The organism is Aureitalea sp. L0-47, from assembly GCF_026126405.1.
Classification (GTDB): domain Bacteria; phylum Bacteroidota; class Bacteroidia; order Flavobacteriales; family Flavobacteriaceae; genus Pukyongia.
Genome location: NZ_JAFMTQ010000012.1, coordinates 14,052 through 27,189, shown reverse-complemented (window position 1 = coordinate 27,189; position 13,138 = coordinate 14,052). Strand labels below are relative to the sequence as shown.

The following is a 13,138-nucleotide window of genomic DNA, read 5'->3' as shown; positions in this document are numbered from 1 at the left end:
GCGAGGTTCACACCAGAGACCTTTTGCACAGCGGCTCACTATCTCAGCCTAATTCAATTAATGGTGAGTAAGGATAGGCCCGAAGGCCTATCCTTTTTTTGTTTTGTAGTGCTTTTTATAACTGAAATACGCAAAGGTGCTTAACAAGAGCGAGAAACCTACAATGTACCACACAAAGGTTGGCGTTACCGGAACATCACCACTCGCATAGGAATGCAAGCCGGTTAGGTAGAAATTCACCCCAAAGTAGGTCATCATGATCGAAGCGTAAGCAAAAATTGCCATTACGTTGAACAACCATCTTCCTTTCAATCCCGGTATCAGGCGCATATGGATCACAAAGGCATATACCATAATACTGATCAACGCCCAGGTCTCTTTAGGATCCCAGCCCCAGTACCTACCCCAGCTTTCGTTGGCCCATTGGCCGCCGAGGAAGTTACCGATAGTGAGCATTACCAGACCAACAGTTAAGGCCATTTCATTGATCACGGTAATCTCTTTGATATTCAGGTCCATCCGCATCTTATTTCCTTTAGTAGTTAGCAGCATGAGCAACAAAGCCGCCACTCCCAGTATCATCCCTAGAGTAAAAGGACCGTAACTCGCAACGATCACGGCTACGTGTATCATTAACCAGTAACTGTCCAGAACCGGCTGCAAGTTCGCAATAGATGGATCGAGCCAACTCTGGTTTGCCACCCATAGAATAATACTTGCAACAAAAGCCGTAGAGGCGATCGTTAGATGACTTTTCCTTCCGAAGGCTAATCCGAAGAAGACTGTTGCCCAGGCAACATAGATGATGGATTCGTAAGCGTCACTCCAGGGGGCATGCCCACTGATATACCAGCGAAGGATCAGTCCGGCCGTCATCATAATAAAGAAAAGCCAGGTGATATACTTACAAATTCGGATGATCCAGTGATAGGTCTTTTTATCCGAAAATATCTGAAGAATTATCGCGATAAACATTACACCTCCAATGAGCAGGAAGTATTTATACAGCTTGTTGAATATATCCAGTTTGTTATAGGTGATCTCTGCTTTGACCTTGGTTTCTGAAGGCATCACCTCACTACCGAACTTCATCTGGAACTTGGCCAATCCGTCCAATATCTCTTCCGCCTGGGTATAATCCCCATCTATTCGTGCTTGCCGTATGGACTGAAAATAGGCGGGCAAAATAGTCCTGGTAGCAACAGAATCCATCCCTTTGAAATTCGCCTCGTTCAGTTCCGGGTAGGCTACCCATTTGTTGTTCTCGTCATTTGGAACCGGGAAGATCTTCAGTATACTGCCGCTCAGCGCCTGGTTCATCAGGTAAACACTCTCGTAGGTTTTTATAAAATCTTTCTCGAACTGGTTCTGATTGTTCTTCCGCGTAGCTTCCTCAAGGTAAGGTTCCAGTTTGTTGTTCCCCTGCTCATCGAACAGGTCTATCATTGCGATACGTTTGGCATCTACAGGCACACCAAGCACCTTTCGTAAACTGTCATTTCCGCGCTTTAGATAAATAATTGGCACTTCCAGCCATACGCGGGGCATTTCGGTCATTGAAACAAATACCTGGTTCGCATCCATACCGTTATAGGAGTTCTTCCGGCTTATTTTCCGAAGTAATTCACTGGCATAGGTGTTCACCGGTTTCATTCTACCCTCGTCCTGTATCACCAGCTCCGAAAATTTGGCAGCGTGTTCCTTACTTACCATATTAGCTGCGATGATGGAGTCCAGCTGTTCACGGTTGGTTTCTGCATGCCGGTGCGTGTCCTGCGCCATTCCTGCGCTCATCATTCCGAAGAAAAACAAGATACTCAGCGCAGCTTTCTTTCTTTTGATCTTATCGAGCGTTTTCTTCAAAAACCCGAAGCGTGTATTCCGGTCAAAAAGGATCGCCATCAACCCAAAATACAGCAGGAAATACCCGATATAAGTGATCCAGGTACCCCACCAGTCCTTGTTTACTGATAGTACCGTTCCTTTTTCATCCGGATCGAAACTCGCCTGGAAGAAACGGTAGCCGCCTTCATCCAGTACGTGGTTCATGTAGATATCATAGTCGTAGAATTCTTTCTCCGAATTGTTTACCGTCACCTTACTTTTAAAGGCAGAGTAGGCATTTTCGGTACCCGGATATTTGTCTGCGATGAAATCGTTCAACGTAATACTGAAAGGCAATTCGTATTTCTTCGAACCATAGGCCAGGTATACGTCCAGCCCGGCTATTGAAACTTTTTTGGGGTTGGGGAAAGAGCCCATACCTCCCAACAATTCGGCCCTCTCAACCTCTCCATTGGAGATCACGTCCACAATTAGCGCATCCTTGTTTGTCTTTTGTCCTTCGGTAGCTTTCACAACACCCATTCTTCCTTTCGTAATTCCTTCAGGAAAAACAAAGGAGGTACCTGCCATCTGGTAGAGGGACCTCAGTTGGAGCGGCTGAATACTATCTATAGCTACACTGCCCCGTTGTTGGTCGGCCATTCTCATATAACTCCCCTCAAACGGAGTTCTAAGAGTATAATTCCCAATGGAATCCACCATCACATTGATGGCACCGTCTGTAGGCATATTAAGTGCGAAAAGAAGATTATGGATCTCTGTTATCTGTCCGCTCTTCAACCAATGCTCATGACGGGTTCCATCTCCGGCTTCTACAATTTTAAGGTATTCTTCTCCATCTTCGGAGGGAATAAGCCCTTCCTCAGCATTTTTGATAAAATCCCGATACACCACCGTTACCGGTTGTTTGTTGTAATCTGTTCGTATCTCAAAGTCGTTATTTAGCCTTTCGGACAAACGCAGTTTTTCTGGATCAACATTCCTTCTCATGGGCACCCCATCCACTTCGTAGTCGCCGTCGATGAACATGGTGAGGTAAGTGTGTTCGGAAAGAAAAGTGTTTTCGGTGGCTCCTTCCCGTATGCTCATTCTACCTTCATAACCGATATACCGAGTAACGAAAGCCCCAACCAGGATAAGGATAAAGGACAAATGCAGGGTTAGCGTAGCCCACTTTTCCTTTCGGAGTAAGTTAAATCTGAAGATATTCCCTACAAAGTTGATCACGAACATCACCATGATGAGTTCGAACCACCAGGCATTGTAGACGAGTTCTCGAGTATAGGGTGTTGGCGATGTTTCGGCCGAAGCATCAAGGAAAGTCCCAACTGCCATGGCTATGGCAAAAGCGATAAACAAAATTGCGGTTAGACGTGTAGAAAAAAGAACGGAAGCCAGCTTCTTTTGCATTTGCAAATTTTTTGCAAATTTAGCCAATTGTGAGCATTCCTACTACTAAATTTTGTTAAGTGTATTGTATTGGTTCTAAAGAATCTTTTTAAGCATCTCTGAGGCCAGTGCCGGATGCATTTGTCGAAAAAAAGTTAGTACCTTCGTCTTATGATTTCTACTGTTGTTTTGGGCTTTGGAAACGTAGGTAAACATTTGTGCCTGGCGTTGGAACAATCTGATGCTGCCCAATTGGTCCAGATCTACAACCGTTCCGAAAGTGAAGTTCCCGAATCTCTTCAAAAGGTGGAATTCATACACGAACTAGGAGATCTCACGAGGGCCGACTTGTACCTTATCGCCTTGCCGGACGATGCCATCAAGAGCTTTTCGGATAAACTCAAGAAACACAATTCCGTTGTAGCACATACATCAGGTAGTAAGTCTCTGGAGGCGCTTAAGAAACATGACCGAGCTGGGGTTTTCTATCCCTTACAGACGTTTTCTTCGGAACGAACTATGGATTTAAGAACGGTGCCCATATGTATTGAAGCAAAACATCCTGAAGATGAAGCTATGCTGGTGCAGCTGGCCGAAAGTATTTCAGAAAAAGTAAAAGTGATCTCTTCCGAAGAGCGAAAAAAACTGCACCTCGCGGCCGTCTTCGCCAGTAATTTTCCGAATCATTTGTACCATATGGCGAGCGAAATACTTGGGGAACATCAGCTCGACTTCGACCTGTTAAAACCGCTTATCGCGGAAACAGCAGATAAAATCCAGTCGTTACCTCCAGTAGATGCTCAAACAGGTCCCGCCAGACGAGGGGACGAAAACACAATCGAAAATCATTTACATTTACTAACTAACAGTCGGTTTCGTGAGATTTACGAACTACTGACGCACTCCATTAAGGAAACCTATGGAAAAAAGTTATAAGGAATATCTGCAGCATATCACTACCCTCGTCTTCGATGTGGACGGTGTTTTAACCGATGGGAACGTTATAATTACAACTGATGGCGAACTCTACCGCACCATGAACACTAAAGACGGTTTCGCGCTGAAAACCGCCGTAGACAGGGGCTTTAATGTGTGTATCATAAGTGGCGGAACCAACGAAGGAGTTCGCGCCCGACTCAGCGGACTGGGTATTACAGATATCTACCTTGGGACGCATCAGAAGACAGAAACCCTGAATAATTATCTCGCGGCCAAGAACCTGAATAAGGAAAATGTACTTTTCATGGGCGACGATATTCCAGATCTGGAGGTGATGCAGCATGTGGGTCTACCCTGCTGTCCACAGGATGCAGTCCCCGAAATAAAGAACATTTCCAAGTATATCTCACATAAGATGGGTGGAAATGGTTGTGTTCGAGATGTGGTGGAACAAGTCCTCAAAGTCCAGGGTAAATGGATCTCATCACCGGGTACTTCGGCCAGATACGACTAATTTCCGATGGCTTACCTCTACATAATTCGTCCTGTAAACCTGTTGTTATTAGGTGTCGTACAGATCCTGATCAAATTTGTGCTGTTCGATGCTTTCAAGGTGGAAGCCGTTATGAACAATACTCAATTCGGACTACTGGTTCTGGCAACGCTGGCTATAGCGGCAGGAGGAAATGTGATCAATGATATTTACGACCAGGAGATCGATCGCATCAACAAACCGGACAAGCGGATCGTAGGTACAAAGATCAGCGAGAAAACGGCGTATACATTTTTTATTCTTCTGAATGTGATAGGCGTATTATGCGGATTCATTCTCGCCAACCAATTGGGAAAACCAGGACTGGCAGCCACGTTTATCGTTATCTCGGCCTTGCTATATATTTATTCGAGTCAGTTGAAAGCAATGCTCCTGGTAGGCAACTTGCTCATTTCAGTTTTGGTTGCTTTCAGCTTGTTAGTCGTCCTTATATTCGACTTTTATCCAATGGCATCCAATGGCCTCTCGGAAGAGCAACGACTGGTTTCAAAGATAGTTTTCGACTATGCTTTATTTGCCTTTATCGTGAATATCATCCGTGAAATAGTAAAGGACCTGGAAGACATCAATGGCGACAAGAATGGCGGTATAAACACCCTGGCTATTGTCCTGGGGCGTTCGCGGACCTCCAACCTTGTGTTTATTTTAGGTATTGGTTTTGCCCTGTCGATCATCGCGTATGTCTATGTCTATTTGTACGACAAGAAGCTTATGGTCTTTTATTTTCTCTTCGGAATTGTTGCACCACTGATCTATTTTTGTATCCGGGCCTGGACCTCTGAAACAGCAAAGGATTTTGGTAAACTGTCGAATATCCTAAAAGTAGTAATGTTCACGGGAATGTGTTCTATGATCTGTTACCGTTTTATTTAATTCTGAAATGAACTTCGATCCATCAACATCTCACATCCTGGAAAACGAACGCGTTTTGCTTCGTCCATTAGGTGAAGATGATTTCGAAAAACTACTTCAATTTTCCCTGAACGAACCAAACCTATGGACCTATTCACTGATCCCGGCAAATGGGAAGGAGAATCTAAAAACATATATGGAGTTCGCCCTTCAGCAAAGAAAAAATGGAACCTCCTACCCTTTTATTATTTGGGATAAACAGTTTGGAGAATACGCGGGTAGCACCCGCTTCTATGATATTCAGAGCAAGCACAACACACTACAGCTTGGCTACACCTGGTACAGCAAAAAGTTCCAGGGCACAGGCCTGAACAAGCACTGTAAATTACTACTGCTTACTTTTGCCTTCGAAGATATCGGAGTGGAACGAGTTGAGTTCCGTGCGGATGCAAAAAACGACCGAAGTATCGCTGCCATGAAGAGTATAGGCTGCACGGTGGAAGGCATTTTGCGATCTAATTGCACTAGTCCGGGTGGCCGACGGGACAGCATAGTCCTCAGTATTTTAAAGGAAGAATGGTTTTCAAACGTTAAAAGAGAACTGCTTAAAAAAGTTTCTGCAAATGCTTAGAGAAAAACTCAAAGATTACAATATAATTCTTGCTTCAGGCTCACCACGAAGACAGCATTTCTTCCGGGAACTGGATCTGGACTTCACTATTGACGTACGCCCGGTAGAAGAAGATTTTCCACCCGAATTGTCGGGCTCGGAGATAACAGATTACCTGGCACGACTTAAAGCATCGGCATTTAACGACCTCGAAGAGAAAGACATAGTGGTGACGAGCGATACCATAGTTTGGATGAACAACGAGGCAATCAATAAGCCGGGTAATTTCGAAGAGGCGAGAAATATGTTACGCCAGTTAAGTGGTTCCGTCCACGATGTGATCACTTCTGTGTGTTTTACGGGATCCGACTTTCAGGAAGTAGTGAACGATACCACCAGGGTTTGGTTTCGGGAGTTGACCGAGGAAGAGATCGAATACTACCTGCAAACCTACAAGCCCTTCGATAAGGCTGGAAGTTATGGTATTCAGGAATGGATCGGGTATATCGGTATAGAACGGTTGGAAGGTTCCTACTTCAACGTGATGGGATTACCCACCCGTCTTGTTTACAAAACGTTAATGGCTCTGGCAGCGCGTTAAGATTGTTGTAGCTTTACAGCAAATTGAATGCTATGAATAAATCGTTCCAATATTTCTTCGGAATTGCACTATTGGGGATCTTCACCTACAGTTGCAACAATAATTCGGGGAATATCAGTATAAACAATGCGTCCCTGGTACTTTCAGAAAAAAACAATGAAGAGAGTAAACGAAGAATCACTTCCGAATTCAAAGAGTACTGGTATGCCGGAAAGGCCGAGATCACTTCGTATGCATTGTCTCAGGAGCGCTATGGTGAATTACGAGAGGGCACCGCGGTTACGGTTTTCGTTACTGAAGATTTTAAGCCGGACAAGCAGGTAAAATCCGATCGCTACGCGAAGGAGAACATTCCGGTGATAAAGTTCAACGGTACAAAAAAATTCCTAACCGGAATATACCCCTATTCTATCATGACCAGTGTTTTTAACCCGGTTCAAACGGATAAACATGCGTTAAAGGTGGCCAATTCGGTACAGGAATGGTGTGGTCAGGTATACATGCAACTGAACAATCGGGAGGAGTACGAGTTTACAGGACATTCGTATTTTGAGTCGGAAGGAGACCAAAATCTTAACCTTCCCAAAACCTGGCTGGAAGATGAAATATGGAACAGGATACGGATCAACCCGGAAGAACTTCCTACTGGTGATATTGAGATGATCCCCTCCTTCGAATTCCTGAGATTGCGACACAAAGAAGCCCGAGCCTATGAAGCGACAGCAAGTTTTAAGCAGGGCGACTCCCTTAGCATTTACGAGATCAGATATCCATCGCTAGGGCGAGATTTGGTGATCTATTTCAACAGCAGCTTTCCCTTCGAAATTGAAAAATGGGAAGAAACAAATGTGGGATGGAGAGGAACCAATGAAAGTATGACCACTACCGCCAAAAGAATCAAGCGCATTCGAAGTGCATATTGGACAAAAAACAGTAACTCGGATACCTCCCTCCGCGATTCTTTGGGATTAAATCCGTAGTTTTAAATATGAAAGAATTCCTACCGGAACTGTTACAAACAGCGGTCATCATTGTTTTTCACATTGTATTGCGATGGATACTGGTTGGCGTTGTAAAAAGGTTCTCCCGTCGCTCCAACAGACTTGAACACCGTACCGGATTGGTTATCAAGTATATAGATTTCGGAATTATTTTCCTGATCATATTTGGGTTGATATTGGTCTGGGGAGTACAATTCGAGGACGTAGGTTTTGTTATGTCTTCGGTATTTGCAGTTATAGGCATCGCTTTCTTCGCCCAGTGGTCTATTCTTTCCAATGTGACCAGCGGGATCATAATGTTCTTTACCTTTCCCTACAAGATTGGGGATTTTATTATCATCCACGACAAAGAGTATGATTTTGAAGGTACCATAGAAGATATCAAGGGGTTTCATGTTGTGATGAGGACAACAAAAGACGAGATCATCACCTATCCAAACAGTTTGATGTTGCAAAAAGGAGTAACGGTTGTAAAACCGGATGACCTCGACGAGTTCTTGAACGAGGATGATAAAAATGTTAAAGAACAGCCAATAGATTAACTGCTCAGTGCCATTTTGGGTATATTTGGACGTCTCTGAATAACCCATCCGACAATGCGAAAATACTACGTTAGTCTACTAATTGTACTTTGTACCGCACTCTCTTCACTGGCTCAAAAACCCTCAAGACCAACTGCTTCAGAACTGTATCACGATCTGCAGAAATTGAATTTCCTGGGATCGGCAATGTATATTGCAGCGCATCCTGACGATGAAAATACACGTCTGATATCATGGTTATCGAATGATATAAAAGCCCGCACTGCCTATCTTTCCCTTACCAGGGGTGATGGTGGACAAAACCTCATTGGCCCGGAAATTCGGGAGCTTCTGGGTGTGATCCGTACCCAGGAACTACTGGCGGCCAGAAGGACAGACGGAGGAGAACAATTCTTTACCAGGGCAGTGGATTTTGGTTATTCTAAGCATTCAGATGAAACGCTTGCCATTTGGAACCGGCAAGAAGTATTGGGTGATGTAGTGCGAGCGATTCGAAAATTCAAACCCGATGTGATCATTAATCGATTCGATCACAGAACTCCCGGTGCTACCCATGGGCACCATACCTCCTCGGGTATGCTGAGCTATGATGCTTTCGATCTTGTGGGAGACGCAACCCAGTACCCGGAAACTGCCAAAACCTATGGAACCTGGCAACCTAAACGGCTATTCTTCAATAACTACTGGTCCTTTTTCAACGATCCTGAGCGAAGAGCAAATGCAGATATGACAAATATCGTTGAGTTCAATACGGGGACTTATTATTCTTCTCTGGGCTTGTCTAATGGTGAAATTGCATCCCTGAGCAGGAGCATGCACAAATCGCAGGGATTTGGTAGCACCGGCAGGCGAGGTGATCAGAGTGAATGGCTGGAGTTCCTGAAAGGTGATTTTCAGAAGAAAAGAACAAACCTCTTCGAAGGTATAGATACCAGCTGGTCACGAGTGAAAGGCGGCGATGCAATAGGTGCCATTCTTGTGCCACTGGAAGAAAATTTCAATTTCGAGGATCCGGCGGCTATGATACCAAGTTTGTTGCACGCCTATGAAATGGTTCGCAACCTGGAAGATGCGCATTGGCGAGAGATAAAGTCGAAGCAACTGGAAAAGCTAATCTTAGATTGCGGCGGTATTTTCCTGGAAGCAGTTTCAAACACCAATTCTATCAATCCCAAAGGCAGTTACGAACTAACCCTCGAAGCTATAAACCGCTCGGATTATTCAGTCACCTTGGTGTCGGTGACCAACGAGCAGGGAGATAAGTTGTTGGATTCTATAGTTTCTCTTCGGAATAATAAACGTTTCAATTTCAGCACGACAATCAACAGCTCCCGGACAACGAATTCAGCCCCCTACTGGCTTAATGCCAAAGGCAGCCTGGGAATGTACCAGGCACCCGAAGCATTGGTCGGTGTGCCTGAAACAGCAGCACCAGAGACTATACTGTTCAATCTAATCATGGGTAGAACGCAATTTACGGTGGAACGTGAAGTGGTGTACAAATACAACGATCCGGTTAAAGGTGAGGTTTACCAACCCTTGGAGGTGTTACCCGAGGTAACCACAAGCATCACCGAAAAAGTGATCATCTTTCCCGGAAGTGAAGCCAAGGAGGTAGTTGTAGAAGTGGTTGCCGGACGCGATAATATTAACGGTACACTGCAACTGAACCATCCGGATGGGTGGAAAGTAAGTCCACAACAACAACTATTCGAACTTGAGAACAAAGGAGCTTCCCAGAAACTGAGCTTTATAGTTACTCCACCAGACATTCAGAGTGAAGGGTATTTGAGGCCATTGGCTTCACTGGGGAGTAATTTCTACGATAAGGAACTTGTGAGCATCGATTACGACCATATCCCGTTTCAGCGGGTATTGATGCCTTCAGAATCGAAAGTAGTTCGTATCGATATTCAAAAGAAAGGCGATCGTATCGGTTACATCAATGGCGCCGGGGATGCCATTCCTGAAAATCTCGGATATATCGGCTATGATGTCACTACGCTTGACCCGGCCACGATAACTTCAGAAAAAATTAAAGATTTCGATGCCATCGTTGTAGGAATCCGCGCGTACAATACAGTCCCCGAACTGGCCTTCAAAAAAGAAGTGCTTATGGACTATGTAAAGAACGGCGGAGTTATGGTGGTTCAGTACAACACGAATCGCCGTCTCGTTACAGAAGATCTTGCTCCTTATCATTTACAACTTTCGAGGGATAGAGTTACAGATGAGCATTCCGAAGTAACTATTCTGGCGCCGGATCATCCCGTACTTAATAATCCCAACAAGATCGGCCAGGCCGATTTCAACGGATGGGTACAGGAACGTGGATTGTATTTTCCTAACGAATGGGACGATGCCTTCACTCCTATTCTTGCGATGAATGACAAGAACTACCCGGAAACAAGGGGCTCACTCCTTGTGGCATCTCATGGGAACGGATATTATGTGTATACGGGACTGAGTTTTTTCAGGGAATTACCGGCTGGGGTTAGTGGGGCTTACAGATTGTTTGCTAACTTGCTATCTCTGGGCAATTAATATGGAAGAAAAGCAAAAATACAGCTGGAAATGGAGCTATACATTGCTCCTGCTGCTTAATGCGGTCTACATCATTCTCTTCTATCTCCTAATGAAAAGCTATATCTGATGCAATTCGATAACCTGGGGCAAATAGATTGGATTGTACTTATCGGGACACTACTCTTTATCGTGTTCTACGGAACCTATAAGTCCAGAGGCAGTAAAAATGTTGTAGATTACCTGAAAGGCGGACATCAGGCCAGATGGTGGACTATTGGGCTGAGTGTTATGGCAACCCAGGCTAGCGCCATTACTTTCCTTTCAACACCGGGACAGGCGTTTCACGATGGTATGGGATTCGTGCAGTTCTATTTCGGATTGCCATTAGCCATGGTGGTTATTTGCCTGGTCTTCATTCCTCTATATCACAAACTAAAGGTCTTTACAGCATACGAATACCTGGAAACTCGCTTCGATCTTAAAACCAGGACCTTAACGGCTATACTATTTCTGGTTCAGCGAGGATTAGCGGCAGGGATCACCATTTTCGCTCCGGCCATTATTTTGTCGGCGGTTTTAGAATGGAACCTCATCTACCTCAATATCATTATTGGAGTGCTCGTGATCATTTATACGGTAAGCGGTGGTACCAAGGCGGTAAGTATGACACAAAAACAACAAATGGCTGTGATCATGGGCGGTATGTTGTTTGCATTTCTGATCATACTGAATTACCTGCCTTTGGATATTTCCTTCGACAAGGCCCTGGATATTGCCGGAGCTAATGGTAAGATGGAAATACTTGATTTTTCCTTCGATTTTGAGAACAGGTATACCTTTTGGAGTGGGATCATTGGAGGAACTTTCCTGGCCCTCTCCTACTTCGGAACCGACCAGAGCCAGGTACAGCGGTACCTTTCGGGTATGTCCGTAAGACAGAGTCAGATGGGCCTTATTATGAACGGTCTGCTGAAAGTACCACTACAGTTTTTCATCCTGCTTATAGGTGTGATGGTCTTTGTGTTCTATCAGTTCAACAGTTCGCCGCTGCATTTCAACCCTGCCGGTGTTAAGGATGTGATGGCTTCGGAATACGCTGGAGATTACCAGGCCCTCGAGGACCGAAAGCGGGAGATAGAGGCCGATCTGCGTGTAAAGCAGATTTCTTATGCACAGGCAGAGAAACCTTCCGAAGAAATAAAACTGAAAGAAGCGATCACTTTGCTGAATCGCGAAGAAGAGTCATTGAGAGAACAGAGCAGAGTGCTTATTAAAAAAGCAAATCCGAATGCCGAAACCAATGACAAGGATTATGTGTTCATTCATTTTATTCTGAACAACTTACCCCGGGGTCTCATCGGGCTATTGCTGGCGGTGATACTGAGTGCTGCTATGTCTTCCACGGCATCTGAACTCAACGCCCTTGGATCCACTACTGCCATAGATCTCTACAGAAGGAATACACCTAACCAAACGGAACGTCATTACCTGAGTGCTTCCAAATGGTTTACTTTGCTCTGGGGTATTATTGCGATACTGGTAGCTAGTTTTGCCAATTTGTTCGACAACCTGATACAATTGGTGAATATTATAGGTTCTATCTTCTACGGAAATATCCTGGGAGTGTTCTTATTGGGCTTCTTTGTTCGCTATGTAAAGGGTACACAGGTCTTCATTGCCGCTCTTATCAACCAGGCACTGGTAATCATTTTATACGTTCTTGATCTTAACGAGATCATTAATCTGCCTTATTTGTGGTTGAATTTCGTGGGATGCATTAGCGTAATGGCAATTGCAATCATACTTCAAAAGATACTTTCAAAGCCTAATTCTATTGTTGGGGTATAAAAAAAGGAGCGGTTTCCCGCTCCTACCAACATAATTGAAAATTAACAGAACTAATAGTTCAGTCCGGTTTTCACTGTGTAAGAGGTACGCTCGCCATTATTGGTGACAAAAGTGAACTTGTAGTTCCCTTTTAGCGCCGAATTGAAATCGAAACGCTTACCAAGACTGGTCTCGCTCCCCAAACGCTCTTTGAACACCAATTCACCATTGGGATTATAAATATATAGTGTATAGGTATTCTCCGAAGTGTTAAGGATGGAAACGTCTACCTGACGGTCGTCCTGAGTAATTGTTACATCACCGGAAGTGATAACTTTCTCTTCATTAGCCGCAGCACTTAGGCTTACCACTAACATTCCTGCCATTAAAATTCTTCTAATTGTCTTCATAACATTAAGATTTTAAGTTCAACGGTACAAAGATGTGGCAGGA

The 13,138-nt window shown here is 44.4% G+C and carries 11 protein-coding genes; 9 read left to right on the top strand and 2 right to left on the bottom strand.

From position 1 onward, the window contains the following. Positions 1 to 87: 87 nt before the first annotated feature. On the bottom strand, positions 88 to 3,255 hold the full coding sequence (gene ccsA, locus J1N09_RS11580; RefSeq protein WP_265200376.1) for a cytochrome c biogenesis protein CcsA: 3,168 nt from the start codon (positions 3,253 to 3,255) through the stop codon (positions 88 to 90). A gap of 150 nt (positions 3,256 to 3,405) precedes the next feature. On the opposite strand from ccsA, the gene J1N09_RS11575 reads away from it, so the two are divergent. From J1N09_RS11575 to J1N09_RS11535, 9 genes are all read left to right on the top strand, one after another. Continuing rightward, complete coding sequence (locus J1N09_RS11575; RefSeq protein ID WP_265200375.1) at positions 3,406 to 4,170, top strand: Rossmann-like and DUF2520 domain-containing protein; 765 nt, start codon at positions 3,406 to 3,408, stop codon at positions 4,168 to 4,170. Beyond that, complete coding sequence (locus J1N09_RS11570; RefSeq protein ID WP_265200374.1) at positions 4,154 to 4,687, top strand: KdsC family phosphatase; 534 nt, start codon at positions 4,154 to 4,156, stop codon at positions 4,685 to 4,687. Before J1N09_RS11575 ends, J1N09_RS11570 begins: the two co-directional genes overlap by 17 nt. A 6-nt stretch (positions 4,688 to 4,693) precedes the next feature. Then, a complete protein-coding gene (locus J1N09_RS11565; RefSeq protein WP_265200373.1) occupies positions 4,694 to 5,599 on the top strand; it encodes a geranylgeranylglycerol-phosphate geranylgeranyltransferase in 906 nt (301 codons plus the stop codon). A 7-nt stretch (positions 5,600 to 5,606) separates the two neighbouring features. Further along, positions 5,607 to 6,209, top strand: coding sequence for a GNAT family N-acetyltransferase (locus J1N09_RS11560; protein WP_265200372.1), 603 nt, complete (start codon positions 5,607 to 5,609; stop codon positions 6,207 to 6,209). Continuing rightward, positions 6,202 to 6,789 (top strand): Maf-like protein, encoded by a 588-nt coding sequence (locus J1N09_RS11555; protein ID WP_265200371.1) that lies wholly within the window; start codon positions 6,202 to 6,204, stop codon positions 6,787 to 6,789. Before J1N09_RS11560 ends, J1N09_RS11555 begins: the two co-directional genes overlap by 8 nt. Positions 6,790 to 6,821: 32 nt before the next feature. Further along, complete coding sequence (locus J1N09_RS11550; RefSeq protein ID WP_265200370.1) at positions 6,822 to 7,769, top strand: septum formation inhibitor Maf; 948 nt, start codon at positions 6,822 to 6,824, stop codon at positions 7,767 to 7,769. Between the two features lie 8 nt (positions 7,770 to 7,777). Further along, positions 7,778 to 8,332, top strand: coding sequence for a mechanosensitive ion channel family protein (locus tag J1N09_RS11545; protein WP_265200369.1), 555 nt, complete (start codon positions 7,778 to 7,780; stop codon positions 8,330 to 8,332). Positions 8,333 to 8,386: 54 nt separating this feature from the next. Then, positions 8,387 to 10,876, top strand: coding sequence for a PIG-L family deacetylase (locus J1N09_RS11540; RefSeq protein ID WP_265200368.1), 2,490 nt, complete (start codon positions 8,387 to 8,389; stop codon positions 10,874 to 10,876). A 108-nt stretch (positions 10,877 to 10,984) separates the two neighbouring features. Next, positions 10,985 to 12,706 (top strand): sodium:solute symporter, encoded by a 1,722-nt coding sequence (locus J1N09_RS11535; protein ID WP_414826849.1) that lies wholly within the window; start codon positions 10,985 to 10,987, stop codon positions 12,704 to 12,706. Between the two features lie 50 nt (positions 12,707 to 12,756). Here J1N09_RS11535 and J1N09_RS11530 read toward each other — a convergent pair whose 3' ends face one another. Further along, positions 12,757 to 13,095, bottom strand: coding sequence for a hypothetical protein (locus tag J1N09_RS11530; protein WP_265200367.1), 339 nt, complete (start codon positions 13,093 to 13,095; stop codon positions 12,757 to 12,759). Positions 13,096 to 13,138 lie beyond the last annotated feature (43 nt).